Genomic DNA, 25,949 nt, shown 5'->3' with positions numbered 1-25,949 from the left:
CGGCACGGTCCCATCCCGCGCCTCACGCTTTCAGGATTGAGAAAAATGCCCCGTCCAACCGTCTCCAGCCCATCCCAGCGCATGCTGCGCGTCGCCGAACAGGTGCGCCATGCGCTGTCCGAAACCTTGCAGCGCGGCGAGATCATCGATCCGCTGATCGAAAATACTGTGGTGTCGGTCTCCGAAGTGCGCATGTCGCCTGACCTGAGGGTTGCCACCGCTTTCGTGTCGCCGCTCGGCGCCAAGGATACCGGCGCGGTGATCGATGCGTTGAACAAGCATGCGAAATTCGTCCGCGGCCGCGTCTCAGGGGCGCTGCGGCAGATGAAGTTCATGCCGGAGTTCCGCTTCAAGCTCGACACTTCGTTCGACAATTTCGCCAGGATCAACGATTTGCTGAAATCGCCCGAAGTCGCGCGAGACTTGGGTGCCGATGGCGAAGACAACGACAAGGACGAGAAATAGTGGGGCGCCGCGGCAAGAAGAAGGGGCGGCCGATTTCCGGCTGGGTGGTATTGGACAAGCCTGTCGGCATGGGTTCGACCGAAGCCGTCTCCAAGATCAAATGGCTGTTCCAGGCCGAAAAGGCCGGCCATGCCGGCACGCTCGACCCGCTGGCCTCGGGCATGCTGCCGATCGCACTCGGCGAGGCCACCAAGACCGTGCCTTATGTGCAGGACGGCGCCAAGATCTACCGTTTTACGGTCGCCTGGGGCGAGGAGCGCTCGACCGACGACCTCGAAGGCCCGGTGACCAACAGTTCCGACAAGCGTCCGGCGGAAGTCGACGTCAGGGCGCTGCTTCCGAAATACACCGGCGTCATCATGCAAACGCCGCCACAATTCTCGGCCATCAAGATATCAGGCGAGCGCGCCTACGACCTCGCCCGTGGGGGCGAGACCGTCGACATTCCCGCGCGCGAAATCGAGATCGGTCGTTTGGACATCGTCGAGCACGCCGCCGACCACACCATTTTCGAAGTCGAATGCGGCAAGGGCACCTATGTGCGCTCGCTGGCCCGCGACATGGGCCGCGACCTCGGCTGTTTCGGCCACATCGCCGAATTGCGCCGGGTCGAGGTCGAGCCGTTCACCCCGGAGGATTTTGTCACGGTCGCTGAACTGGAGGCCGCCCGCTTCGGCGAACAGCGCGAAGCTGACGGCGATGGCGACGCCGATGTTGTCGATGCGCCGATCGACTTCGGCGCCATCGATGCGCTGCTTGTCGACACGGCCGCCGCGCTCGACTGCCTGGCGCAGATCGCCATCAGCGACGATGCGGCAACCAAGATCCGGCTTGGCAATCCCGTCATCATCCGCGGCCGCGACGCGCCCGTGGAAGCCGAGGAAGCCTGCGCCACCGCCCGCGGCAAGCTAGTCGCCATCGGTGCCATCGAGCAAGGCATGTTCAAGCCGAAGCGGGTCTTTGCCGGCTGATTCCTGTCGTCTAATCTCAATCGGACGTTACACCCGAGGGGCACATGGCAAAGGCTGATACGGTGAAGAAGCGGGCGCCGGTCAAAACACGGCGGCCGCCGGTCGGCGCCTCGCCCGGCACGCTGATCGCCGATCCTGCGGCCCGCCGCTCCGAACTCAGGCTGACGCTGATCTCGCCCGAAAAGTTCAAGACCATCGACAAGGCTAGCATCGATGATCTCAACACCCATTGCGACAACTGGCCGGTCGTCTGGCTGGACTGCACCGGGCTTGCCAACATCCAGCTGATCGAGGAGATCGGCCGGATTTTCAATTTGCATCCGCTGGCGTTGGAAGACGTGGTCAACACCGGCCAGCGGCCGAAGGTCGACTTCTTCGAAGACCACGCCTTCGTCGTCATGCGCATGATCGACGACGTCAAGGTGCATCGCTATGAGCAGATCGCGGTGTTCTTCGGCAAGAATTTCGTCGTCACCTTCCAGGAACGCGAAGGCGATCCCTTCGATCCCGTGCGCAAACGCATCGCGGCGGCGCTGCCCAACCGCTTGCGGTCGCGCGGCGCCGACTATCTGGCCTATGCGCTGATCGACTCCATCGTCGACAGCTATTTCCCGCCGATAGAGGCCGCGAGCGAGGAGGTCGACGGCATCGAGGACGAGATGCTCAACACGCCGCACAAGCATCAGATGCGCCAGCTGCACGAATTGCGGCGCGACGCCAATGTACTCAAGGGTGTGCTGTGGCCGATGCGCGATGCGCTGGCGACGCTGATCCGCAACGACGTGCCCTATGTGAAGCCCGAGACGAAGATCTTCTTCAACGACACGCTCGACCACGCACTGCGGCTGATCGAGCTGGTCGAGAACCAGCGTGATATGCTGACCGGCCTGATCGAGATGCACCTGTCGCTGAGCCAGGCGCGCACCAACGATGTCATCTCTTATCTGACCATCGTCTCGGTGATCTTCATGCCGCTAACCTTCCTGGTTGGTATATGGGGGATGAATTTCGACCCCGAAAGCTCGCCATGGAACATGCCGGAACTGAAGGCCTATTATGGCTATCCGGCTTCGCTGCTGTTCATGCTGGCCGTTGCTGTCGGCCTGATCGCCTTCTTCAAAAGCAAGAAGTGGCTCTAATGCATGTCGCCCAGAAGTGTCAGCGGTTCTGGGTCAACGACATGCAGAACAAAGACCTCGAGCGCGTAACCCCACGCGCTTGAGCCTTCTGGCATCAGGGAAATCTTGGTTTCCGAGCAAAAACCTGCGACAAGCCGGCTTTATGAATTGGGCTGGTGTTTTCCGGGGAATTGCCCTATATGCCCCGCAGCATCGCGCCGTGTCGCGTTGCTTGCACCGGCCCCTGCTGGACGACATCCCGGCTGAGGGCGACCCGTTTCCTCAAACAGATAAGGAAAAACACGATGTCGATTACTGCCGAGCGCAAACAGGAATTGATGGGTGAATTCGCAACCGCCAAGGGCGATACCGGGTCTCCGGAAGTCCAGGTGGCCATCCTTTCCGAGCGCATCAAGAACCTGACCGACCACTTCAAGGACCACAAGAAGGATAACCATTCCCGCCGTGGTCTGCTCGCTCTCGTCTCCCAGCGCCGCAGCCTGCTTGATTATCTCAAGCGCAAGGATGACGCGCGCTATCAGACGTTGATCGAGAAGCTCGGTCTGCGCCGTTGACGAATTGACCGGCGGGCTTTCGAAGGAGAGTCCGCCGGTCGCGCATTCTGCCAGTCGCATCGATTGGCCAGACCCGGTTTCGAGCGTGCAGAGGGCCACTCGAAACCGCCCATGGACGGTCATGGGGCAGGATTGCAGGACGCTCGTGCGCTCGCCAGCGCCGAAATTTACCCGAGCTTCCCGTTGTCTTGCCCGTGGCTGCCCGAGAAAGGAAGCCAGGGAAAGGGCATCCGCGCACCGTGAAACGGCGCGGCCCTTTCCGCTTATTAAGGACAAGACATGTTCAACTACCACAAAGTGGAAATCGAATGGGGCGGCCGTCCGCTCATCCTGGAAACCGGCAAGATCGCACGTCAGGCTGACGGCGCGGTGCTCGCGACCTACGGCGAAACCAAGGTTCTCGCCACCGTCGTTTCGATGAAGGAGCCGAAGCCAGGTCTCGATTTCTTCCCGCTGACCGTCAACTACCAGGAAAAGACCTACGCCGCCGGCAAGATCCCGGGCGGCTATTTCAAGCGCGAAGGCCGTCCGAGCGAAAAGGAAACGCTGGTTTCCCGCCTGATCGACCGCCCGATCCGCCCGCTCTTCGCCGACGGCTACAAGAACGACACCCAGATCGTCGTCACCGTCGTCCAGCATGACCTCGAAAACGATCCGGACATCCTGTCGATCGTTGCCACCTCGGCCGCTCTGACGCTCTCCGGCGTGCCCTTCATGGGCCCGGTCGGCGGCGCTCGCGTCGGTTACATCAACGGCGAATATGTGCTCAACCCGCATGTCGACGAGATGCAGGAATCCAAGCTCGACCTCGTTGTCGCCGGCACCGCCGACGCCGTTCTGATGGTCGAGTCCGAAGCCAAGGAACTTGGCGAAGAGCTGATGCTCGGCGCCGTCATGTTCGGCCACAAGGGCTTCCAGCCGGTCATCGACGCCATCATCAAGTTGGCCGAAGTTGCCGCCAAGGAGCCGCGCGATTTCACTGCGCCGGATTATTCCGCGCTTGAAGCCGAAATGCTGAAGATCGTCGGCGACGAGCTCAGCAACGCCTACAAGAATGTCGACAAGCAGAAGCGCTACGCCGCCGTCGACGCCGTCAAGGCGAAGGTCAAGGCAGCATTTGCCCCGGCCGAAGGCGAAGACGCCAAGTACACCTCCGAGCAGATCGGTTCGGTGTTCAAGGAACTCCAGGCCAAGGTCGTGCGCTGGAACATTCTCGACACCGGCTCGCGCATCGACGGCCGTGACCTGAAGACGGTCCGCAAGATCGTCTCCGAAGTCGGCGTCCTGCCGCGCACCCATGGTTCGGCGCTGTTCACCCGCGGCGAGACCCAGGCGCTGGTCGTTGCCACGCTCGGCACCGGCGAGGACGAGCAGTATGTCGATTCGCTGACCGGCATGTACAAGGAGAAGTTCCTCCTTCACTACAACTTCCCTCCCTACTCCGTCGGTGAGACCGGCCGTATGGGTTCGCCGGGCCGCCGCGAAATCGGCCATGGCAAGCTCGCCTGGCGCGCCATCCGTCCGATGCTGCCGAGCGCGGACCAGTTCCCCTACACGCTGCGCGTCGTCTCAGAGATCACCGAGTCCAACGGCTCGTCGTCGATGGCCACCGTCTGCGGCACCTCGCTGGCGCTGATGGATGCCGGCGTTCCGCTGGCCAAGCCCGTCGCCGGTATCGCCATGGGCCTGATCAAGGAAGGTGAGCGCTTCGCGGTTCTCTCCGACATCCTGGGTGACGAAGATCACCTCGGCGACATGGACTTCAAGGTCGCCGGCACTGCCAACGGCATCACCTCGCTGCAGATGGACATCAAGATCGAGGGCATCACCGAGGAGATCATGAAAATCGCGCTGGACCAGGCCAAGGACGGCCGCCAGCATATCCTCGGCGAAATGGCGCATGCTTTGACCGGCGCCCGCCCCGAACTCGGAGAGTTCGCACCGCGCATCGAGGTCATGCACATCCCGACCGACAAGATCCGCGACGTCATCGGCTCCGGCGGCAAGGTTATCCGCGAGATCGTCGAGAAGACCGGCGCCAAGATCAACATCGAGGACGACGGCACGGTCAAGATCGCTTCGTCGAACGCCAAGGAAATCGAGGCGGCCAAGAAGTGGATCCACACCATCGTCGCCGAGCCGGAAGTCGGCGAGATCTACGAAGGCACGGTCGTCAAGACCGCCGACTTCGGCGCTTTCGTCAACTTCTTCGGTCCGCGTGACGGCCTCGTCCACATCTCGCAGCTTGCCAACGACCGGGTCGCCAAGACCTCGGACGTCGTCAAGGAAGGCGACAAGGTCTGGGTCAAGCTGATGGGCTTCGACGAGCGCGGCAAGGTCCGCCTGTCGATGAAGGTCGTCGACCAGGCCACCGGCAAGGAAATCGCCCGCGACAAGAAGGCCGAAGGCGAAGAAAACGCCGCCTGAGCGGTCTGAGAATGACATTGAAACGGGCGCGGCATATGTCGCGCCCGTTTTCGTTTAAGGCATGAGATCGAAGAATGGCCGCTGAGCCGCTGAAGACATTGTTCCATCCGTTCGAGGCCGAGGCGCTCCCTCTCCCGCAAAAGGGCGAACGTGTGCTGTTCCTGGGTGCGGAACCTGGTTTCCGTTTGCCTGAAGGTTTCGAGGCGGCGCTTCATCTCGTGCAGGGTTTCCGGCCGCATTTCCGCGTGCTGGAGCGTGCCGGCCACACGGTGACGCCGCGTCCGGAAGGCGATGCATTCGATGCGGGCCTCGTCCTCGTCGGCCGCCATCGCGGCCAGAACGAGACGCGCATAGTCGAGGCGATCGAACGCGTCGCACCTGGGGGTCTGATCGTTGTCGCCGGTGGAAAAGAGGACGGCATCGACAGCCTGCGCAAGCGCATTGACGAGCTTGTGCCGCTCGAAGGGCACCTGCCGAAACATCACGGCATTGCCTTCTGGCTTCGCCGTCCTGTCGATCTGGCCGCTGCGGAAAAACTCCGGACCGCCAATCCTGTGGCGCTGATCGAAGGCCGTTTCCGCACCGCGCCCGGCATGTTTTCCTTCGACCGCATCGATGCCGGCTCAAAACTTCTGGTCGATAACCTGCCCAAAGATTTGCGCGGCAACATCGCCGATTTCTGCGCCGGCTGGGGTTATGTTGCGGCCGAGGTCGCAGCCCGCTCACCTGGTCTGACGGGGCTCGACCTCTACGAAGCGGATTTCGACGCGCTTGAGGCCGCCAAGGGCAATATCGGCCAGACGGGCTTCGAGCCGGGCTTCTTCTGGATCGATCTGCTGAGCGAGCCGGTCGAGCGCCGCTACGACGCCATCGTCATGAACCCGCCCTTCCATCGCAGCCGGGCGGCCGAGCCGGAAATCGGCGCCGGCATGATCCAGGCGGCGGGCAAGGCGCTGAAGCCGGGCGGGCGGCTGTTCATGGTGGCAAACCGCCAGCTGCCTTACGAACCGGTTCTGAAGGCTGTCTTCTCCAGCCATGCCGAGATCGCCCGTGACGGAATGTTCAAGGTCTTTGTCGCGCGTCGCTGAGACGCCTCAATGCATGCTGACGATGCGCGCCGGCTCGTGGACGGGAATGGTCGCTCTGATCTCGCCGGGCTTGATCTTGAGCGGCGCCGGCCTGCCGAACAGATAGCCCTGCACCATCTCGCAGCCGGCCGCTCTCAAAAGCGTCGCCTGGTTCTCGGTCTCGACGCCTTCGGCGATAATGCCAACGCCGAGCGCCCGTGACAGGCCGACGATGGTGGAGACGACGGCACCCGAATTCGAATCGGTGTCCATGCGGCTGATGAAGGAGCGGTCGATCTTCAACTTGCCGAAGGCGAAGTCGATCAGATAGCTCAGATTGGAATAGCCGGTGCCGAAATCGTCGACGGCCACCGAAATGCCCATGTCGGCAAGCTGCTGCAGGATGATGGCGGCGCGGTCGCGATCCTGCATCATCGCAGTCTCGGTGAGTTCGAGCTCCAGCCGTGACGGCTTGATGCCGGTACTGGCCATGGTGTCGCGCACGATGCCGACGAAATCCTTGGTCATGAACTGGACCGGCGAGATGTTGACGGCAACGAAGCAGTCCTCGGGCAAATGGCGGGCGTCGCTGCAGGCCTTGTGCAACACCCAATTGCCGATCGGGTGGATCATGCCGGTCTCTTCGGCGATCGGAATGAACTCCATCGGCGGGATCATGCCGCGTTCGGGATGCTTCCAGCGGATCAGCGCCTCGTAGCCGACGATGCGGCCGCTCCGCAGGTCGAGCTGCGGCTGGTAGTGGAGGTCGAAATCGCCGCGGTCGAAAGCAATGTGCAGTTCGGATTCGATCCAGTGGCGGTAGTCGGCGACCTGGCCCATGTCGGAATGGAAGACCGACCAGTTGCCCACCCCGCCGGCGCGGGCATTCTGCAGCGCCAGGTTGGAGCGGCGCAGGACGAGGACCGGATCGACGCCGTCCTTCGGCATCGCCACGATGCCCACCGACAGGCCTACCGTTTGCAGGTGGGAATCGAGCTGATAGGGCTTCAGCATCTCCTCGATAAGGGTTTCGACAGTGGCTTCCATCGATCCCTCGATCTCATGTTCCGAGACGAGAATGGCGAATTCGCCGGCGCCGATGCGCCCCATCACCGTGCCCTCGGGCATGCAGGCCCTCAGCCGCTTGGTAAAGACGCGGATCAGTTCGTCGCCATGGCTGTAGCCGATGGCGTCGTTGATCTGCTTGAAGCGGTCGATGTCGATATCGATGAGGAACACCGGCTCGCCGGTCTTGATCGTCGCCGACGCCGCGTCGGCAACCTTGCCAACCATGGCCGGCCGCGCCAAAAGCCCGGTCAGCTTGTCGAAATGGGTTTCGTTGAAGACGTAGTCCACCGATTCATCAACGCCGGCGAAGAAGGACAGGGCCGCACCGGCGGCGGCCAGCGCGCACAAGGCCGACGCGATGCCGACCATGGTTCCCGCCTGCATGCCGGCAAAGCCGTCACCGAAACCGAACTGGAGACCCCACAGGCCGAGAATGAAACTGCCAAGCCCCGAGGCGGCGACGGTGAGCAGCCGGAACACAGGTGTTCGCTTCGGGTTGCTGACAGCAGGCATTGCTCAGTCCCTGTTGCATGATTCCAAAAAACCAACTCGACTTTCCGGAAAGATCACACGCAAATTCATAGATCCTAAAGCATCCTTTGCGCCCAGAAAGAACGCGCGGTGCCCTAGCCATAGGACTTATAGCGGATATCTCCTTAAAATGAGTTTCCGCCAATGCATCTAATTTTACTGGAAGAACTGGAGCATAATCCCGAAAAGCGGTCTCAGGTTTTCTCGGACAAGCGGGAACCGTTTGTCCAGAGATCATGCTTAACCAAACGAGATAGAGTCACATCCCCTTTCCATTGGGATGGAACAGATCTAATCGCGTCCGCTGTCGGTCTGCTTCAACTCATCCAGTGTTGGCATGGACACGATGTGATAGCCAGAATCGACATAATGGATCTCGCCGGTGACGCCTGACGAGAGGTCCGACAAAAGATAGAGCGCCGAGCCGCCGACCTCGTCGATGGTCACGGTGCGGCGCAGCGGCGAGTTGCGCTGCTGGTAGGAATACATGTGCCGCGCATCCGAAATCCCCGCGCCGGCCAGCGTGCGCACCGGCCCCGCAGATATGCCGTTCACCCTGATGCCGCGCGGGCCGTAATCATTGGCAAGATAGCGCACGCTGGCTTCCAGCCCGGCCTTGGCGACGCCCATGACGTTGTAGTTTGGCATGACGCGGACAGAGCCGGCATAGGTCAGCGTGATCATCGCGCCGCCGTCGCTCATCAGCGGGGCGGCGTGGCGGGCGATCTCGGTGAAGGAATAGCAGGAGATCACCATGGTGCGGACGAAGTTGTCGCGGCTGGTGTCGGCGTAGAGCCCCTTGAGCTCGTTCTTGTCGGAAAAGCCGATGGCGTGGACGACGAAGTCGAGCCCGCCCCATTCCTTGCCAAGTGTCTCGAAGGTGGCCGCGACCGATGCGCTGTCCTCGACGTCACATGGCACGACCAGCGACGCCCCGAGCTTTTCGGCGAGCGGCTTGACGCGGCGCCCGAAGGCGTCGCCCTGATAAGTGAAGGCGAGGTCTGCGCCATGCTCGGACAATTTCTTGGCGATGCCCCAGGCGATCGAATGATCGTTGGCGACGCCCATGACAAGCCCGCGCTTGCCCTTCATCAGTCCGTCCATGCCCGGCAAATCCTTATGCGGAATAGCGCTGGAAAATCAGCGTTGCGTTGGTGCCACCGAAACCGAACGAATTGGACAAAACCGTGTCGATCCTGGCGTCGTCGATGCGCTTGCGCACGATCGGCATGCCCTCGAATTCGGGATCGAGGTTTTCGATATGGGCGCTTTCGCCGATGAAGCCGCCTTGCATCATCAGGATCGAGTAGATCGATTCCTGCACGCCGGCCGCGCCCAGCGAATGGCCGGTCAGCGACTTGGTCGAGGTGATGAACGGCATCTTGTCGCCGAACACCTCGCGGATGGCGCCCATTTCCTTGGAATCGCCGACCGGCGTCGAGGTGCCGTGGGTGTTGATGTAGTCAACCGGCGTGGACACCGTTGCCAGCGCCTGGCGCATGCAGCGCACCGCGCCTTCGCCCGACGGCGCCACCATGTCGTAGCCATCCGACGTCGCGCCATAGCCGACGATCTCGGCATAGATCTTGGCGCCGCGCGCCTTGGCGTGTTCGAGTTCCTCCAGGATGAGGACGCCCGCGCCGCCGGCGATGACGAAGCCATCGCGATTGGCGTCATAGGCGCGCGAAGCGGTCGACGCCTTGTCGTTATACTTTGACGACATGGCGCCCATGGCGTCGAACAGGTCCGACATCGTCCAGTCGAGGTCTTCATGGCCGCCGGCAAACATCACGTCCTGCTTGCCCCACTGGATCAGTTCGTAGGCATTGCCGATGCAATGCGCCGAGGTCGAGCAGGCCGACGAGATCGAATAATTGACGCCGTGGATCTTGAACCAGGTTGCGAGCGTCGCCGAAGCGGTCGACGACATCGCTTTCGGCACCGCGAACGGGCCGATGCGCTTGGGGCTGTTATTCTTGAGGGTGATTTCGGCTGCCTCGACGATGGTGCGGGTCGAGGGGCCACCAGAGCCCATGACGATGCCGGTGCGCTCATTGGTGATGTCGCTTTCGCCAAGCCCCGCATCGGCGATCGCCTGGTCCATTGCGACATGATTCCAGGCAGCGCCCTGGCTCAGGAAGCGCATGGCGCGGCGGTCGATCATGGCCGACGGGTCGAGCGTCGGTGCGCCCCAGACCTGACAGCGGAAGCCGTGTTCGGCGAAGGAATTGGAGAAGCTGATGCCGGATTTGGCATCGTAGAGCGAGGATTGCACCTCGTTGGCATTGTTGCCGATCGACGATACGATGCCGAGGCCTGTGACGACGACCCTTCTCATTCGCAACTCCTTCCAGCGGATGATCCCGAAACCGTAGTCGGTTTTCGCCGGCGATCATACGCAAAATCAAAGTGCTGCAGCGTCTTTGCGCGTCTCAGAAGAAACGCCCTGCTGCAGTGGCGCCGGTCAGGCGGCCGATTGCTTGGACAGCCCCACCTTGAGGTCTGTCGCCGCGTATATGGATTCGCCGTCGGCCTTAAGCCAGCCATCGGCGATGCCGAGCACCAGGCGCCCGCGCATGACGCGCTTGAAATCGATGCCGTATTCGACCTTCTTGACCGACGGTGTCACCATGCCCTTGAACTTCACTTCGCCGGTCGACAGCGCCATGCCCTTGCCTGGTTCGCCGAGCCAGCCGAGATAGAACCCCGTCAACTGCCACATGGCGTCGAGGCCCAGGCACCCCGGCATGATCGGATTGCCGATGAAATGGCAGGCGAAGAACCACAAGTCCGGCTTGATGTCGAATTCGGCGCGGATGAAGCCCTTGTCGTGGGCGCCACCGGTCTCGCTGATCTCGGTGATGCGGTCGAACATCAGCATCGGCGGGTAGGGCAGCTGGGCGTTGCCAGGCCCGAACAGCTCGCCGCGGGCGCAGGCAAGCAATTCCTCATAACCGTAGCTGGATTTCGAACCCGCCATATGTCTCGTCCCCATAATCGTCCCGGGCGGTGGGGCGCCCTTGTCGTTGGTTTCCTAACACAATCCCTTTCGGGCCGGAAACCGGCGTTTGCGCTTAACCCGCCCGTCTGCCCGGGTCAATGCGCGCTATTGATCGTATTCGGCCAACAGAATATATGTCGCGAGGTATCCAGTTTCGGCCGATGACGTTTTTTCGCCACTCTGGGCGTGTCTTGAGGCAGAACTGTGGGCTTGGACGGATAGATGGATCTGGGCTGCCGGAAGGAAAATGTCGCTGTGGACAAGCGGGTTCGCGAAGCCGGCCTGAGGCCGACACGCCAGCGCATTGCGCTGGCCGATCTGCTGTTTGCCAAGGGCGACCGCCACCTTTCGGCCGAGGAACTGCATGAGGAGGCGACCGCCGCCAGCGTACCGGTCTCACTCGCCACCGTCTACAACGCGCTTCACCAGTTCACCCAGGCCGGCCTGCTGCGCATCCTGGCGGTCGAGGGGTCGAAGACCTATTTCGACACGAACACCTCCGATCACCATCATTTCTACATCGAAGGCGAAAACCGGATCTTCGACATAGAAAGCGGTCCGGTGACCGTCTCCAACCTGCCGGAGCCACCCGCAGGCATGGAGATCGCCAATGTCGACATCGTGGTTCGGCTGCGCCCGAAGCGCGGCGTCTGAATAGAAATTCGATGAAACCTGTGGATCTGGCGGTCCGGCTCGAATGGCCGCTGTCGCCGTAGTGGCTATCGTCCTTTACGCGCTGTCGGGTGCATCCTGGTGGCTGTTTGCCCTGCTCATCCTGGCGCCTGACCTGTCGATGCTGGGTTATCTCGCCGGGCCGTGCGTCGGCGCCGTCGCTTATAACGCGTTGCACATATTGATCGTCCCGCTGCTGCTGGCGCTCGGTGGATATGTGCTTGGCAAGTCGATGGCGACCGCGATCGCGCTGATCTGGATTATCCACATCGCCATCGACCGCGCTCTCGGCTATGGCCTCAAGCTGTCGACCGGCTTCCAGGACACCCATCTCGGCCGGATCGGCCGTTAGCGGCCTTCCACCAATCTCAGTTCTTGACGTGCTCGCCGGGATAGGCGCCCCAGACCTGCGACTGGGCGATCCAGCCGGTGTGGCCGTCGAAGGTCATCTCGCACCACTGGCCATCGCAGGTTTTGATCGTGCCCGTCACGCCGGGCTCGATGATGGCGATGACGCTCGCATCCCTGTCCGCATCGTCGAGCAGATTGATTCGGCCCCCTTTGGTGCGCTGCCAGGGCGCGACGATCGCGGTGCGGCGACCCGACAGCAGCGACTGGTTGATCCAGCCCTCCGAGCCATCGGCATCGCGCACGCGCCGCCAGGTGTCGAATTCCTGGATGATTTCCATCGGCAGGCCGGCCTTTGTGTACATCCAGTCGACGGAATAGTTGGCGCCGGGTCCGACGCGCGAGTTGACGCGGGCCGATTTCAGGCTGACGAAGCGCGGCAGCGGCAGGCCGCTGGGCCCAAGCGTCACCGTCTGCACAGGTGCGGCGGCACCTTGCGCCGCGGCGTGCGGAGAATGCAGGAGAGCGCCGAGAAGCGCTGCGCTGAGGATCAGGCGAAGCGACGCGAAACCAGACACTTTCATTCCTTTCGGCGCGTGCCTGTTGGCCTGGGCGCCCCTTTTTCTTTGTCTTCGGCGGCACCGCTTGTTACAGGAGTGGCAGGCACCGCGACCGGTATTCAGTTTCGCCTGTCTTGGTTAAAGAGGTCTCAACGAGATCGGGTTCGAGGAAACAATGGCAGGCAAAAAACGGCCTCTCGTCGTCATCACGCGCAAGCTCCCCGATCCGGTCGAGACCCGCATGCGCGAACTGTTCGACGCCAGACTGAATGTCGAGGACAGGCCGATGACGCAGCCGGAGCTGGTCGCGGCGATCAAGGAAGCCGACGTGCTGGTGCCGACCATCACCGACCAGATCGACGCCGCGTTGATCGCCCAGGCCGGCGACAATCTCAAGCTGATCGCCAATTTCGGCAATGGTGTCGACAAGATCGACGTGGAGGCGGCAGCCAAGAAAGGCATCACCGTCACCAACACGCCGAACGTACTGACTGAAGACACCGCCGACATGACCATGGCGCTGATGCTGGCGGTGCCGCGCCGCCTGGCAGAAGGCGCAAATGTGCTGACCAGCGACAAGAAATGGGCTGGCTGGTCGCCGACCTGGATGCTCGGCCGGCGTATCTGGGGCAAGCGGCTCGGCATTGTCGGCATGGGCCGCATCGGCACTGCGGTTGCGAGACGCGCCAAGGCCTTCGGCCTGTCGATCCACTATCACAACCGCCATCGCGTGCTGCCGGCAGTCGAGGAAGGACTGGAGGCAACCTATTGGGAAAGCCTCGACCAGATGCTTGCCCGCATGGACATCATCTCGGTCAATTGCCCGTCGACGCCGGCCACCTTCCATCTTCTGTCGGCGCGGCGGCTGGCGCTGATGCAACCCACCGCTTACATCGTAAACACCGCGCGCGGCGACATCATCGACGAAGAGTCCCTGGTCAAGCTGATCCAGGACGGCAAGATCGCCGGCGCCGGCCTCGATGTCTACGAGCATGAGCCGGCGCTGAACTCGAAGCTTTTGAAGCTCGCCGCCAAGAACAAGGTGGTGCTGTTGCCGCATATGGGCTCGGCGACACTCGAAGGCCGCATCGACATGGGCGAGAAGGTGATCATCAACATCCGCGCCTTCTTCGATGGCCACCGTCCGCCGGACCGCGTGCTGCCGCTCAGGACCTGACCCACCCGGGTTAGAAGTCGCGCTTCATCATCATCCATTCCCTCGGCCCGCTCCTGGCACCATATGCGATCCATGGGAGACGGTCGGTAATGGCGAAGCCCAGTTTCTCGTAGACGGAAATTGCCGGAAGGTTGGTGTCTTCGACGACAAGACACAGCCCCTTCGCCCCAACATTCCGGGCCACCTCATCAGCATGATGGATCAGCTTTGCCGCAAGCCCCTTGCCGCGAAACTCCCCATAGACCGCGACGCCGAGAATAGACCAGTATCCGATCAATCGCGTTTCCAGTGTCACGAGTGGCGCCAGAGCAGGCGAAATCTCGGCAGCGTAGTCCTCGTTTTGTGAAATCAGTTCCCCGACCAATCCACCGGCGATCACGCCCTCCACCTCGATGAGGTAAGCCTTGGAGAAATGATAGGGTGAATTCGGGTCTTCGGAGGCTGCGCGTCGTGCGGCATCCAGAACCGCGTGATTGTCGCCGCTGTTCTTGATCCAGCTTTCGAGGTCGATGCCGTGCCCGGCAATGTCAACGATCGCTGCGACGTGGAGTGCGTCGTTGGCGCCAGCGGGGCGGATCCGGCCGCTCACAGAGTTGGGCTCGAAGTGGTGTTTTGAGTGTCGATGTCGATCGACCCTTCTAATCCAACATTCAGCCTTTTGCCTCGGAAACGTTCAAACTGGTCGCATCCGAGCCGCAAAGCCAGTGGCGTCTGCCAGCCCATTTCCCGGGCCACGATCAGCCCCAGCAGCAGGATCGCGTCCGGCTCGTGCAGCACGAGGGCCGCCGGCGCATGGCCATTGTGGACAAGCTCCAGCAGCACGGCCGACGCGGAGGACGAGCCGATCGTGCCCGGCAGGAACAGTACACGGCCGGCAATGCTCTCGCCATGCTGCGGGTGGCGGACATCGGCGATGCGGCCGTTCTTCGGATCGACGCCGCCCCAGAAGCTGATCGGCGCGGTCAGCACCAGGGCTGCGCCTTTGCCGCCGCTGCCCGGCACCAGGATTTCCGCGGCGGCGCTCATGCGGCGATATCCGTAAAGCGTGGCTTACCGATGACGGCGCTTTCGACGCAGTCGGCCAGCGAGCCGTAAAGCACGGCGTAGCCGGTATTGCCTGGCGCGTATTGCGCGAATTTTCCCGAATTGGTCATCAGCACGCCGTTGCCGAGCTCCGGCAGGATCGGCGTCACCACCACGCAAGTGTCGGCGACGATGACGACGCCGCTTGCCTCGAGCGTCTTGCGGCGGCCGCTCTGTTCGAGCGTCGTGAGCACATGGCGGCCGGTGCAGGCGTAGATCGGTACACGGAGTCGCCGCCCGCTGATCAACTGCTCCAGCGCTTCGAATTCGGCCGAAGACAGGTGCGGACTGCCGATCGCCACCGCATCGATGGCGTTTTGCGTAGCTGCGGTGGACAGGCCCGCGCGGGCTTTGGCGACCATCTCCGGCGTGACTCGGATCACCGTCTCCGGCCTGCCGCCGGCCAGGACGGTCTCGGCGTCGGGCGCCTCAGGCGTCACGCCGGCAATGTGGAACAGGCCGACCGCGCCCGATGATGCCGCAGCAGCGCCAAAAGCTTTCAGCGCATCCTCGCCGGGATGGCTGGATATTCCGGTGACGACGCCGACCGCGTTGCCAACCTCTCGGCCATAAAGGCTGCCCAGCACCGGCCAGGCGATCTCCGAGCCAAGGAAAGATGCGGAAAGGCAGGAGACGTCGAACACCAGCCGCGCCCGCCGGTTCTCGGCGCGGTGCAGGCCGTAATCCGGCGCGCGGCCCGATATGGCGCAGGCGATGTCGAGGAAGTCGCCATAGCGGTTGGTGCGCGCGCCGAGCACCGAATTGCAGAACACCACGGCGTTGGATTCGCCCCAGGCGACATCGCTGCCCTGGGCTGGCCTGTGGCCGGCCTGATAGGGCGCGCAGGTCCAGCTCTGCTCGCAGCCCAGTTTGCGGTAGGCTTCCATCATCCGCCGCGCCATGCCGCGCGCCGGCTCTTCGAGGCGCACGCGCGAGCAGCCCATCAGGTCGAGCGCGCCGACATTGAGCGTCGAACGCACGGCAACCTCGGCGCCGCCATCGACCAGCCTTTCGGCAAACAGCGTGCCGGAATCGCCGTGATAAAGCGCCCCGTCTATATGCGCCGAGGCGATCGGTATTAGCCGCGGCGCACCCAGCAGCCTGGCGCTTTCGGCAACAATGCGCATCGCCATTGCCGCCCCGTCATGGCCGGAGGCGACTGCCTTCTCCTGCGCACTGAGAGCGAGGCTCACGCCAGCACCTTGCGCATGGTGATCGAGGTCGGCCGGTCATAGCCCTCATGTGCGGTGCGTTCGGTTTCGCGAAAGCCGAGACGGGCAAAGGTCGCGTGATTTGCCGTGAGTTCGATCCGCGTCTGCAGTTCGATGGCGGGTTTGCTGCAGCGGCGGGCAAAATCCTCGACAGCCTGCATCAACTGTCGGCCGATGCCTCGTCCCTGAAGCTCAGGTTCGACGGCGAGCTTGCCGACATAGAAATCATCTGTTCGCTCCAACGCGAAGACGCAGCCTTCAATCCGACCGTCCTGCAGCGCCAGGAACGCTATCTCCCGGCCGGCCTTGTCCCGGAGGTTTTCGACGTTCAGCAGATGCGCTGAGGAGGGCGGGTCGATGACGCCGTCCATCGGTGCGAAGGCGCGCATGATTAGGGTGAGCAACTCGTCCCAACGTTCAAAGCCGGGGGCAAGTTGCGTTATGAAAACGCCTGCGGGCTGATCCATGCGCTCAGCTTCTCTTGTAACGGATCGTATCGAAACGCGCCGACAGCGCATCGTAGAGCAGCAGCCGGCCGACCAGCGGTTCGCCGATGCCGGTGATCAGCTTGATCGCTTCCATCGCTTGCAGCGTGCCGACGACGCCGGTCAGCGCGCCGACGACTCCGGCGACAGCGCAGGATGGCACCAGCCCTTCCGGCGGCGCTTCCGGAAAGAGGTCGCGATAGCCAGGGTTCGGCTTGCCGTCGGCGCCGGTCGCGAACGGCATCAACACGGTTACCGAGCCGTCGAAGCGGCCGACGGCGGCATGCACCAGCGGCCGCTTTTCCGCGGCGCAGGCATCGGCCACGACATAGCGCGTCTCGAAATTGTCGGAGCCGTCGACGACGATGTCGTAGCGCGCGATGAGTGCAGCGGCATTGTCGGCCGTCAGCCTGAAATCGTGCAGTTCCACCGTCACATTGGGATTGATCCGGGCGATCGCCGCCTTGGCGCTCTCTGTCTTCGCCGTGCCGATCGTGTCTGTGGCGTGGATTACTTGCCGTTGCAGATTGGAAAGCGAGACGGTGTCGTCATCGACGATGCCGAGCGTGCCGACGCCGGCGGCGGCGAGATATTCCAGCACCGGCGCGCCGAGCCCGCCGGCGCCGATGACCAGCACCCGCGCCCGCTTCAGCCTCTGCTGGCCGGCGCCGCCGATCTCCGGCAGCACGATGTGGCGCGCATAACGCTCAAGCTCTTCGTCGGTGAAGGCGGCAGGGGTCATTGCCGGATCATATAGCGGCTAAAAAACCTTGTCAGGTCCCTTCGGTTGGCCCAACCGTGCCGTGGTCGACGGTGAGGAACTGCGCGCGTCCCCTGAGGCTGGAAAACAGCGCCGCATCGGTTCCGGTCATGAAGGCCTGGCAGTTCAGCTCTTCCAGGATCGAAAACAGCGCGGCGCGCCGGCCGGCGTCGAGATGCGCGGCGATCTCGTCGAGCAGCAGGATCGGCGTCATCCCCGACATCTCGCCGGTCAGCCTGGCATGCGACAGCACGATGCCGACCAGCAGCGCCTTCTGTTCGCCGGTCGAGCAGAGTTCGGCCGGCATCGCCTTGGGGCGGTGGCGCACGAGAAGATCCGAACGGTGCGGGCCGTCCAGCGTGCGTCCGGCAGCGCGGTCACGCTCGCGGCCTTCGGCAAGCGCGGCGCGGTAGCGTTCCTCGACATCCACCGCTGGCGCATTGGCGACTTGTTCTTCCAGGTCGCCGGAAAGACGGATGTCGGCCTGCGGAAACGGCCCGCTGCTGGGCAGCCTGTCGATCATGGCCGCGAGCAGGCGCACCAGTTCGGCACGCGCCGCGGCGATTGCCACGCCGGTTTCTGCCATCTGCATCTCGATGGCCTCGAACCAGCCACCGTCGCGCGAGCCGTCCGTAAGCAATCGGTTACGTCCGCGCATCGCCTTCTCATAGTCGAGCGCACGTTGGCCATGGCCAGGATCGATCGCCAGCACCAGCCGGTCGAGAAAACGCCGGCGGTCGGCGGCAGGTCCTGGAAACAGGCCGTCCATGGCCGGCGTCAGCCAGACGACGCGCAGCCACTCGAGCATGGCGTCGGCCGACCGCGCCGGTGCACCATTGATCCGCACCTTGCGGCCGCCTTCGCCGGCGGCTTCGCCACCGGTGATGCCGGTGCCGATCTCGACCTGGCCATCGGGCCCGTCGAGCCGGGCGTGCAGCGCAAAGCCGCCATCGCCGCCTTCTCGGGCCACGTCGGCATAAGGCGCGCGACGCAGGCCGCGGCCCGGCGTCAGCAGGGAGATGGCTTCCAGGAGATTGGTCTTGCCCGCACCATTGTCGCCGGAAAACACCACGGCGCCCGGAGAAAGGTCGATCGTCAGGGACGCATAGTTGCGGAAATTCGTAAGTGTTAGCTTACTTATATGGCTTTGCTCGGGCAACCGCTATCCGCCTGTAGAAGTCGCCGCAATCGTCACGCCGAAGGTTTGCCGCAGCGCGGCTACACCCGCATCGGCATCAGCACGTAGAGCGCGGTCTCGTCAGCCATGTCGTGGATCAGCGTCGGTGAACCGGCATCGGCCAGCATGAACTTCGCTTCCGTGCCGGTCAGCTGCGCGGCGACGTCGAGCAGGTATTTGGCGTTGAAGCCGATCTCGATCGGGTCGGACGAATAGTCGGCCGCCAGTTCCTCGGTGGCGCTGCCCGAATCCGGATTGTTGACGGCAAGCGTCACCTGGCCTTCGGTGATCGAAAGCTTCACCGCGCGGCCACGCTCGGAGGAGATGGTCGAGACGCGGTCGACGGCGGCAGCGAAACTCTGGCGGTCGATGATCAGTTTCTTGTCGTTGCCGGTCGGGATGACGCGCTGATAGTCCGGGAAGGTGCCGTCGATCAGCTTCGAGGTCAAAACCACGCTGCCGATGGTGAAGCGGATCTTGGTGTCGGACAATTCGGTGGTGACAGCGACATCCGGGTCGTCGACCAGCTTCTGCAACTCGCTGACCGTCTTGCGCGGAATGATGATGCCCGGCATGCCTTCGGAACCCGCCGGGGCGTCGATTTCGGCGCGCGCCAGGCGATGGCCGTCGGTCGCCACCGAGCGCAGCTTCAGCTTGCCGCCGGTCTCATGCGTGTGCAGGTAGATGCCGTTCAGATAATAGCGCGTCTCTTCGGTGGAGATGGCGAACTGGGTCTTCTCGATCAGCCCTCTCAAGGCGACGGAATCGAGCCGGAAGATATGCGAGAAGGATCCGGCCGAAAGCTCGGGGAAATCGGACTGCGGCAGACACTGCAGACGAAAGCTCGAGCGACCCGACGTCACCGTCATGGCGTTGCCGTCCTCGTCGGTCTTCAGCATCACTTCGGCGCCGTCGGCCAGTTTGCGCACGATGTCGTAGAGCAGGTGCGCCGGGACCGTCGTCGCCCCGCCGCGCTCAACCTTTGCGGGTGTCGCTTCGGTCACTTCGAGGTCGAGGTCGGTGGCTTTCATTTCAAGGCTGGCGCCCTCGGCGCTGAGCAGCACGTTCGACAGGATCGGTATGGTGTTGCGCCGTTCGACCACGCGATGAACGTGGTTGAGCGACTTCAGGAGATTTGACCGTTCCAGGATAACACGCATGACGAAACAGGCTCGCTTGAATGAATGAACGGGTCACCAGTGGGCGGCGCCCCGCGAAAGGTCTGAACAGGCTCAGAATCTATGCAAACTGACAGGAAAAAGCCAGTAAAGGCAAGCCCGCGCCACCGGTTCGCGCCGGTTACGCGGGCTTTCTGGGGATAAAGCTGGCAACGACTGCCAACCGGCGTTTCCTGGGCCGATCAGGCCTGGTCGTTGATCAGTCTGCGCAACAGTTCCAGCTCCTGCGCCAGCGTATTGTCGACGCCGGAAAGGTCCTCGATCTTGCGCACGGCATGCAGCACCGTGGTGTGATCGCGACCGCCGAAACGCCTGCCGATCTCCGGCAGCGAACGTGGCGTCATCACCTTCGACAGGTACATGGCGACCTGCCGTGGCTTGACGATGGTGCGCGTGCGCCGGTTGGACAGAAGCTCTGTCTTCGAAACATTGTAGTGGCGCGCCACGATGCGCTGGATGTCCTCGATACGCACCCGCTTCGGCTCGCCCGAGCGATAGATATGGCCGAGGATTTCATCGATGCGGTCGATGGTGATCGCCGGCTCGAACGACTGACGAAACAGCAGCTGGTTGAACGCGCCTTCCAGTTCACGACCGCTGCCGGTCACAGTGCGGGCGACATGGTTGAGGATCTCCTCCGAAATATTGAGTGACGCATCGTCGACCTTGGCGGTGGCAAGCCGCAGCTTGAGCATGCCGATGCGCATGGCGAAGTCCGGCGCCGACATTTCAAGCGCGACGCCGCCATTGAGGCGCGAGCGCACGCGCGGCTCCAGCGATTCCAGTTCCGACGGCGGCCGGTCGGCGGCAACCACCACCTGCTTGGCGCTGTCGAGCAGCATATTGATAAGATGGCAGAATTCATGCTGGATCGACTTGCCCTGCAGAAACTGCATGTCGTCGATGATCAACAGGTCGATGTCGCGCAGTTGCTCCTTGAGCGTCAGCGCATTGTTGTCGCGGATCGCGGTGGCGAAGCGCCACATGAAATACTCGGCCGTCAGGTAGACGACGCGCGATTTCGGGTTCTGCTTGAGCGACTCGGCTGCGATCGCCTGCAAAAGGTGCGTCTTGCCGAGGCCGACGGTGGCATGGAGGAACAACGGATTGAAGCGCACCGCGCTCGACTGCGATTCCGCCACGGCTTTGGCGGCAGCGAAGGCCACCCGGTTCGACGGTCCTTCGATGAAGGAGCCGAACGTGTAGCGCGGGTCGAGCGGTGACCCCAGCACATTGTGCCGGAACTCGGCCTCGATCGGCGTACCCGGGCGAGGGGCAGGCGCCCGCTCCACCCGGCCTGGACCCGCCGTGCCGGCCGCCAGTGCGGTCTGCGTCTGGGTCATCTTGCGCGCAGGCACGGCTTCGGGCTCGACGCCATTGCGGGCCGGGCGGGTCGCGGTGCGCACGACGATCTCGATCTTCAGGATCTCGGGATCCTCGTGCTTCCACAGATCGGCGATGAGATCGAGATAGTGACCATTGATCCACGAGCGCAGGAACGCCGTGGGTACAGAGATGCGTATAATGCCCCGGGAAGCCTCCGCCACCTTCATCCGCCCGAACCAGCTCGAATAGACCTCGGTTCCCAGACGCGCCTTCAACTGAGCCTTGACCCGGTCGAACTTTTGTTCCGCGTCGCTGGAAGCCGCCATGTCGTTCGTTCCGACCAATGTTCCAGGAAATGGCAGGTCGCCCGTAAGCTCCCGCTCGATGCCGCTCTGCATGATTGTGCGTCCCTTGCTCTTTTGTACCTTTTTTCCGCCGGGAGTGCGCCTCCTGCACCCATGTTTCCAGCGACCGTATCTTCGCTACAACACCACCGCCGCCGCTGGCGGATGACGTTGCCTCGTCAGCAAGGGATCGGTCCCGGCTGCTTAAAGCCAGTCCGTCTGACATGTTCGGGCAAAGCAACACCACCCGGCGAAAACGCCGGTGCGCCATCAACCTGCCATGTACAATTACGCCAGTCCCCTACCGCACGGAAAAGACAAACCATACCCGTTCGCGGAATTGATCCACGTCATGAATTCTGCCACTGTGAGCTGGCCGATTCAGGCTGGGTTATATGGGCTAATGGCCCGTCCCTTTCGATGGACAGACACTACCGAAATCGCTGTGGATAGGGCAAGGCCACGTCTAACGGATTTTTAAGGAATCTGGTTACTGATGAAGGGTTCGGGTCCCGTCCTGGAACCGCAGATTTTGACAAAGCCATTGTGATTCAAACCCTTTTGCCGCGAATATGAAAATGGCTGTGCGGTTTGAAATTTTCTGAAATAATTCGCTTGACACCAACTTGCCGCCTGTCGCCCACAGGCTATGTGAACAAGCTGTGGATCACCGGCCGCAAGTATTTGAAAAATATCAGTAATTTGTGACAGCCAAATTTATTGGCGTGGGCCGTTTCGGCGGATTGGACTATCAGTGGGAGTGTATATGCCGGCAAAGCATTCCGAACTCTGGAATGCGGACCGGGCGCGCTTTGCGGGCGTTCTTTTAAGTACTTGCCGGCAAACGAAAAAACCCGGCACAATCGGCCGGGTTTGAAAGAACGACAGTTCAGGAACAGTCGATCAGGCCGACAGCACCTTGAGACGGTGAGCCAGACGCGACACCTTGCGCGATGCCGTATTCTTGTGGATCACGCCCTTGGTCGCGGCGCGCATCAATTCCGGCTCTGCGGTCTTGAAGGCTTCCAGCGCGGCTGCCTTGTCGCCGGCAGCCAGTGCCTCTTCGACCTGGCGGACATAGGTACGCGCGCGCGAGCGGCGGTTCTTGTTGATCGCTGCGCGGCGGGCGATCTTGCGCGTTGCCTTTTTGGCCGAGGAGGTATTGGCCATGGTGCCTCTCTTCTGATCTGGTGAGCGCATGCGGGATGCCGCAGGGCGCAAAAAACAAACGGGCAGCCAACGGCCGCCTCGGTTGGAGCGGCTTATAGTTCAGCTTTCCCGGCACGTCAACGCCGCTTTGGCTTCTTTTTGGCCTCTGCCGCCGGAGCATGATGCCGAAAAGTGTGAAGCGGTTTTTCGGAGGGCATCATGCTCTAACGCGTTGACGCTAGCGATTGGTGAAATTCGGCTTCCGCTTCTCGGCAAAGGCCGCCATGCCTTCCTTCTGGTCGTCGAGCGCAAACAGCGAGTGGAACAGCCGGCGTTCGAAGCGCAGTCCCTCGGCCAGAGTCGTCTCGTAGGCGCGGTTGATGGCCTCCTTGGCCATCATCACCGAGGGCAGCGAAAATTCGGCGATCCGGGCCGCGGCCTTCAGTGCCTCCTCGACCAGCTCGGCGGCGGGCACGACGCGCGACGCCAGGCCGCTCCGCTCGGCCTCGGCGGCATCCATCATCCGGCCGGTCAGGCACATGTCCATCGCCTTCGACTTGCCGACAAAGCGGGTCAGCCGTTGCGACCCGCCCATGCCGGGAATGACGCCGAGCGTGATTTCGGGCTGGCCGAACTTGGCCGTGTCGGCGGCAATGATGAAATCGCACATCATCGCCAGCTCGCAGCCGCCGCCCAGCGCATAGCCGGCGACAGCCGCGATCATCGGCTTGCGCGTGCGTGTGAAGTCCTCCCAGCCGACGAAAAGATCCTGCACATAGGCGTCGGCGTAGGCGATGGTCTGCATTTCCTTGATGTCGGCGCCCGCCGCAAAGGCCTTCTCGGAACCGGTGATGACAATGGCGCCGATGCCCGGATCGGCGTCGAACCCCTTTGCCGCCACCAATATGTCCGCCAGCACCTGGGCATTCAGCGCGTTGAGCGCCTTGGGCCGGTTCAGCGTGATCAGGCCGACCTTGCCGCGGGTCTCCACGATGATGGTTTCATAGTCCATGGGCTGGCCTCCTCGTTCCGGCAATGAAGAGACCGGTCTAGCTCACCGCTGACAGGTCCGGCAATAGAAGGTCGAGCGGCCGCTTTGCACGACGCGCTCGATGTGGCCGCGGCAGCGGGGCGTCGGGCAGGGCTCGCCCTCGCGATCGTAGACCGCGAAGGAATGCTGGAAATAGCCCAGCGACCCGTCTGTGTGCACATAGTCGCGCAGCGACGACCCGCCGGCGGCGATCGCATCGGCGATGACCGAACGGATTGCCTCGGCCAGTCGTTCGCTCTGTTCCTTGGCCTTCTTGCCGGTCCCGGCGATGGTGCCTGCCTCGCGCAATGGCGACAGGCCGGCGCGCCACAGCGCCTCCGACACATAAATGTTGCCGAGTCCGGCAATCAGCTTCTGGTCGAGCAGCGCCGCCTTCAACGGCGATCTGCGGCCCTTCAGCAGCGAGGCGAGCAGGGAGCCGTCCAGCGCATTGCCGGTCGGCTCGACGCCCAGTCCCGCCAGCATCGGATGCGCGTCGGCCAGCCCTTCGGCAAACAACATGAAGCCGAAGCGGCGCGGGTCGTTGAAGACCACGCGAGACTGGACGCCGGCTGGCGACACGACATGGAACACGACATGGTCGTGCTTGGCATCCTTCGAGCACTCGTGATGGAATGCGCCCGGTGTCTCGCTATCATCGACGGTTTCGATACGGAAAGAGCCCGACATGCCGAGATGGCAGATCAGCACCGGGCCGCCGTCCAGATGCATGGTCAGATATTTGGCGCGGCGGCCAAGCGCGGTGATGGTCTTGCCGGTCAGCCGCTGCGCAAATTTCGTCGGAAACGGAAATCTGAGATCGGGCCGGCGTGCCTCGACGCGCACGATGCGCGCGCCTTCCAGAACCGGCTGAAGGCCACGCCGGACCGTTTCGACCTCGGGCAGCTCAGGCATGGCCGCCTATCGTCGCATGAAAGGAAGTACCGTGTCGGCCTTGCGCCAGCGCGAGGTGTTCGGCCACGGTTTCACCGATGTCGGCGAAGGTGGCCCTCAGCCCGATGTCGCCGCCCGTGAGACCCGGTGCGGTGCCGATCACCGGAATGCGCTCGCGCGTGTGGTCGGTGCCGCGCCATGTCGGATCGTTGCCATGGTCGGCGGTGAGGATGAGCAGGTCGCCCGGCCTCAGTTTCGCCAGCGCCTCGGGCAGCCGCCGGTCGAAGGCTTCGAGCGCCGCCGCATAGCCGGCGACGTCGCGGCGATGGCCGAACTCGGTGTCGAAGTCGACGAAATTGGCGAACACCAGGTCGCCGTCGCCGGCCTCGTCCATCGCGCCCAGCGCCTTGTCGAACATCGCCATGTTGCCGGGCGCCTTGCGCACTTCCGAGATACCGCGATGAGCGAAGATGTCGCCGATCTTGCCGACCGCTATCACCCGGCTGCCGCGCGCTGTCAGCCGGTCGAGCAGCGTCGGTTCGGGCGGCGGCACGGCGTAGTCATGGCGGTTGTAGGTGCGCTCGAAGGTGGCTGATGTTTCGCCAAGGAAGGGCCGTGCGATCACCCGTCCGATTTTAAGCGGGTCGACCAGCCGGCGCACCGTCTTGCAGAACTCGTAGAGCCGCTCCAGGCCGAAATGGACCTCGTGCGCTGCTATCTGCAGGACGGAATCGACCGAGGTGTAGCAGATCGGCTTGCCGGTACGGATATGCTCCTCGCCGAAGCGCTCGATGATCTCCGTGCCCGGCGCATGGCAGTTGCCGAGAATGCCCGGCACGTTGCCCTCGCTGATCATCGCTTCGGTCAGTTCGGCAGGGAAGGCAGGCACCGTATCGGGGAAATAGCCCCAGTCGAAGCGCACCGGCAGGCCGGCGATTTCCCAGTGACCCGACGGCGTATCCTTGCCGCTTGAAATCTCCTGCGCCGCGCCGTGGAAGGCGGAGGCTAAGACAGCGCCGGCACTACTGTCGAATCGAAACCCGGTCGCAGTGTGCGCGGCGCGGCCTAGACCGAGTGAAACCATGTTGGGCACCAGAAGCGGTCCCTTGCGCAGGCCTTCGCGATCGGCGCGGCCTTCCGCGCAGGCCTGGGCGATATGTCCGAATGTGTTCGAGCCGGCGTCGCCATAGCGTTCGGCATCGGCCGCGCCGCCAATGCCGAAGGAATCGAGAACGAAGAGGAAAGCGCGCGCCATCGGTGCCGTCATTGCCAGTCTGGGTGACCAGACATAAGGTCCCGTCGCGGCATTGGCAAATCGGAAACCAGGCAGCA

The 25,949-nt window shown here is 62.9% G+C and carries 26 protein-coding genes; 9 read left to right on the top strand and 17 right to left on the bottom strand.

Features of this window, described 5'->3' with window-relative positions; all coding sequences use genetic code 11:
* Nucleotides 1-45 precede the first annotated feature (45 nt).
* The 6 genes from rbfA to H0241_RS05035 all read left to right on the top strand — a co-directional run bounded on the left by rbfA (nucleotide 46) and on the right by H0241_RS05035 (nucleotide 6,644).
* Nucleotides 46-465 carry a 30S ribosome-binding factor RbfA gene (rbfA, locus tag H0241_RS05060; RefSeq protein WP_112623870.1) on the top strand — a complete coding sequence of 140 codons (420 nt, stop codon included), beginning with the start codon at nucleotides 46-48 and terminating at the stop codon, nucleotides 463-465.
* The gene (gene truB / locus H0241_RS05055; RefSeq protein WP_181056312.1) at nucleotides 465-1,436 is read left to right on the top strand and encodes a tRNA pseudouridine(55) synthase TruB; all 972 of its coding nucleotides are present in this window, start codon (nucleotides 465-467) and stop codon (nucleotides 1,434-1,436) included. Before rbfA ends, truB begins: the two co-directional genes overlap by 1 nt.
* Before the next feature lie 44 nt (nucleotides 1,437-1,480).
* Nucleotides 1,481-2,575: a magnesium/cobalt transporter CorA gene (gene corA, locus H0241_RS05050; protein WP_181056311.1), complete on the top strand. Its 1,095-nt coding sequence runs from the start codon at nucleotides 1,481-1,483 to the stop codon at nucleotides 2,573-2,575.
* Between the two features lie 179 nt (nucleotides 2,576-2,754).
* Complete coding sequence (gene rpsO, locus H0241_RS05045; RefSeq protein WP_328824621.1) at nucleotides 2,755-3,129, top strand: 30S ribosomal protein S15; 375 nt, start codon at nucleotides 2,755-2,757, stop codon at nucleotides 3,127-3,129.
* 279 nt (nucleotides 3,130-3,408) lie between these two features.
* On the top strand, nucleotides 3,409-5,556 hold the full coding sequence (gene pnp / locus H0241_RS05040; protein ID WP_181056310.1) for a polyribonucleotide nucleotidyltransferase: 2,148 nt from the start codon (nucleotides 3,409-3,411) through the stop codon (nucleotides 5,554-5,556).
* Between the two features lie 74 nt (nucleotides 5,557-5,630).
* A complete protein-coding gene (locus H0241_RS05035) occupies nucleotides 5,631-6,644 on the top strand; it encodes a class I SAM-dependent methyltransferase (protein WP_181056309.1) in 1,014 nt (337 codons plus the stop codon).
* 6 nt (nucleotides 6,645-6,650) lie between these two features.
* On the opposite strand, the gene H0241_RS05030 is transcribed toward H0241_RS05035, so the two are convergent.
* The 4 genes from H0241_RS05030 to fabA all read right to left on the bottom strand — a co-directional run bounded on the left by H0241_RS05030 (nucleotide 6,651) and on the right by fabA (nucleotide 11,202).
* Complete coding sequence (locus tag H0241_RS05030; protein ID WP_181056308.1) at nucleotides 6,651-8,204, bottom strand: putative bifunctional diguanylate cyclase/phosphodiesterase; 1,554 nt, start codon at nucleotides 8,202-8,204, stop codon at nucleotides 6,651-6,653.
* 309 nt (nucleotides 8,205-8,513) lie between these two features.
* The gene (fabI, locus tag H0241_RS05025; protein ID WP_181056307.1) at nucleotides 8,514-9,326 is read right to left on the bottom strand and encodes an enoyl-ACP reductase FabI; all 813 of its coding nucleotides are present in this window, start codon (nucleotides 9,324-9,326) and stop codon (nucleotides 8,514-8,516) included.
* A 13-nt stretch (nucleotides 9,327-9,339) separates the two neighbouring features.
* A complete protein-coding gene (gene fabB / locus H0241_RS05020) occupies nucleotides 9,340-10,560 on the bottom strand; it encodes a beta-ketoacyl-ACP synthase I (protein WP_181056306.1) in 1,221 nt (406 codons plus the stop codon).
* A 126-nt stretch (nucleotides 10,561-10,686) separates the two neighbouring features.
* A complete protein-coding gene (fabA, locus tag H0241_RS05015; protein WP_181056305.1) occupies nucleotides 10,687-11,202 on the bottom strand; it encodes a 3-hydroxyacyl-[acyl-carrier-protein] dehydratase FabA in 516 nt (171 codons plus the stop codon).
* Nucleotides 11,203-11,445: 243 nt separating this feature from the next.
* Here fabA and irrA point away from each other — a divergent pair, with 243 nt between their 5' ends.
* Complete coding sequence (irrA, locus tag H0241_RS05010; RefSeq protein WP_181056304.1) at nucleotides 11,446-11,877, top strand: iron response transcriptional regulator IrrA; 432 nt, start codon at nucleotides 11,446-11,448, stop codon at nucleotides 11,875-11,877.
* Nucleotides 11,878-11,920: 43 nt separating this feature from the next.
* Nucleotides 11,921-12,247, top strand: coding sequence for a DUF4260 domain-containing protein (locus H0241_RS05005; RefSeq protein WP_407941717.1), 327 nt, complete (start codon nucleotides 11,921-11,923; stop codon nucleotides 12,245-12,247).
* A 16-nt stretch (nucleotides 12,248-12,263) separates the two neighbouring features.
* On the opposite strand, the gene H0241_RS05000 is transcribed toward H0241_RS05005, so the two are convergent.
* Complete coding sequence (locus H0241_RS05000) at nucleotides 12,264-12,821, bottom strand: SH3 domain-containing protein (RefSeq protein ID WP_181056303.1); 558 nt, start codon at nucleotides 12,819-12,821, stop codon at nucleotides 12,264-12,266.
* A gap of 157 nt (nucleotides 12,822-12,978) precedes the next feature.
* Here H0241_RS05000 and H0241_RS04995 point away from each other — a divergent pair, with 157 nt between their 5' ends.
* Entirely contained in the window at nucleotides 12,979-13,980 is a 1,002-nt protein-coding gene (locus H0241_RS04995; RefSeq protein WP_181056302.1) for a 2-hydroxyacid dehydrogenase, read from the top strand.
* 10 nt (nucleotides 13,981-13,990) lie between these two features.
* On the opposite strand, the gene H0241_RS04990 is transcribed toward H0241_RS04995, so the two are convergent.
* From H0241_RS04990 to H0241_RS04935, 12 genes are all read right to left on the bottom strand, one after another.
* The gene (locus H0241_RS04990) at nucleotides 13,991-14,569 is read right to left on the bottom strand and encodes a GNAT family N-acetyltransferase (RefSeq protein WP_181056301.1); all 579 of its coding nucleotides are present in this window, start codon (nucleotides 14,567-14,569) and stop codon (nucleotides 13,991-13,993) included.
* Nucleotides 14,566-15,006, bottom strand: a complete 441-nt coding sequence (locus H0241_RS04985; RefSeq protein WP_181056300.1) for an aconitase X swivel domain-containing protein — start codon at nucleotides 15,004-15,006, stop codon at nucleotides 14,566-14,568. The genes H0241_RS04990 and H0241_RS04985 overlap by 4 nt, the downstream gene beginning before the upstream one ends.
* Nucleotides 15,003-16,256, bottom strand: coding sequence for an aconitase X (locus H0241_RS04980; protein ID WP_181056299.1), 1,254 nt, complete (start codon nucleotides 16,254-16,256; stop codon nucleotides 15,003-15,005). The genes H0241_RS04985 and H0241_RS04980 overlap by 4 nt, the downstream gene beginning before the upstream one ends.
* The gene (locus H0241_RS04975; RefSeq protein WP_181056298.1) at nucleotides 16,253-16,741 is read right to left on the bottom strand and encodes a GNAT family N-acetyltransferase; all 489 of its coding nucleotides are present in this window, start codon (nucleotides 16,739-16,741) and stop codon (nucleotides 16,253-16,255) included. Before H0241_RS04975 ends, H0241_RS04980 begins: the two co-directional genes overlap by 4 nt.
* 4 nt (nucleotides 16,742-16,745) lie before the next feature.
* Complete coding sequence (locus tag H0241_RS04970; protein ID WP_181056297.1) at nucleotides 16,746-17,501, bottom strand: molybdopterin-synthase adenylyltransferase MoeB; 756 nt, start codon at nucleotides 17,499-17,501, stop codon at nucleotides 16,746-16,748.
* Nucleotides 17,502-17,532: 31 nt separating this feature from the next.
* Nucleotides 17,533-18,678 (bottom strand): DNA replication/repair protein RecF, encoded by a 1,146-nt coding sequence (gene recF / locus H0241_RS04965; protein WP_181056296.1) that lies wholly within the window; start codon nucleotides 18,676-18,678, stop codon nucleotides 17,533-17,535.
* 59 nt (nucleotides 18,679-18,737) lie between these two features.
* Nucleotides 18,738-19,856 (bottom strand): DNA polymerase III subunit beta, encoded by a 1,119-nt coding sequence (dnaN, locus tag H0241_RS04960; protein ID WP_023669575.1) that lies wholly within the window; start codon nucleotides 19,854-19,856, stop codon nucleotides 18,738-18,740.
* A 200-nt stretch (nucleotides 19,857-20,056) separates the two neighbouring features.
* Complete coding sequence (dnaA, locus tag H0241_RS04955; RefSeq protein ID WP_181056295.1) at nucleotides 20,057-21,598, bottom strand: chromosomal replication initiator protein DnaA; 1,542 nt, start codon at nucleotides 21,596-21,598, stop codon at nucleotides 20,057-20,059.
* An 849-nt stretch (nucleotides 21,599-22,447) separates the two neighbouring features.
* The gene (gene rpsT / locus H0241_RS04950; RefSeq protein ID WP_181056294.1) at nucleotides 22,448-22,714 is read right to left on the bottom strand and encodes a 30S ribosomal protein S20; all 267 of its coding nucleotides are present in this window, start codon (nucleotides 22,712-22,714) and stop codon (nucleotides 22,448-22,450) included.
* A gap of 217 nt (nucleotides 22,715-22,931) precedes the next feature.
* Nucleotides 22,932-23,705 carry an enoyl-CoA hydratase gene (locus H0241_RS04945; RefSeq protein WP_181056293.1) on the bottom strand — a complete coding sequence of 258 codons (774 nt, stop codon included), beginning with the start codon at nucleotides 23,703-23,705 and terminating at the stop codon, nucleotides 22,932-22,934.
* A 42-nt stretch (nucleotides 23,706-23,747) separates the two neighbouring features.
* A complete protein-coding gene (gene mutM / locus H0241_RS04940; RefSeq protein WP_181056292.1) occupies nucleotides 23,748-24,638 on the bottom strand; it encodes a bifunctional DNA-formamidopyrimidine glycosylase/DNA-(apurinic or apyrimidinic site) lyase in 891 nt (296 codons plus the stop codon).
* Nucleotides 24,631-25,872, bottom strand: a complete 1,242-nt coding sequence (locus H0241_RS04935; RefSeq protein WP_181056291.1) for a phosphopentomutase — start codon at nucleotides 25,870-25,872, stop codon at nucleotides 24,631-24,633. The genes mutM and H0241_RS04935 overlap by 8 nt, the downstream gene beginning before the upstream one ends.
* Nucleotides 25,873-25,949: the final 77 nt, after the last annotated feature.

Origin of the sequence: Mesorhizobium neociceri, from assembly GCF_013520985.1 — a bacterium.
GTDB classification, from domain to species: Bacteria; Pseudomonadota; Alphaproteobacteria; order Rhizobiales; family Rhizobiaceae; genus Mesorhizobium; species Mesorhizobium neociceri.
Note: the sequence above shows the minus strand (reverse complement) of the source record. Positions and strands in the feature narration are given on the sequence as shown.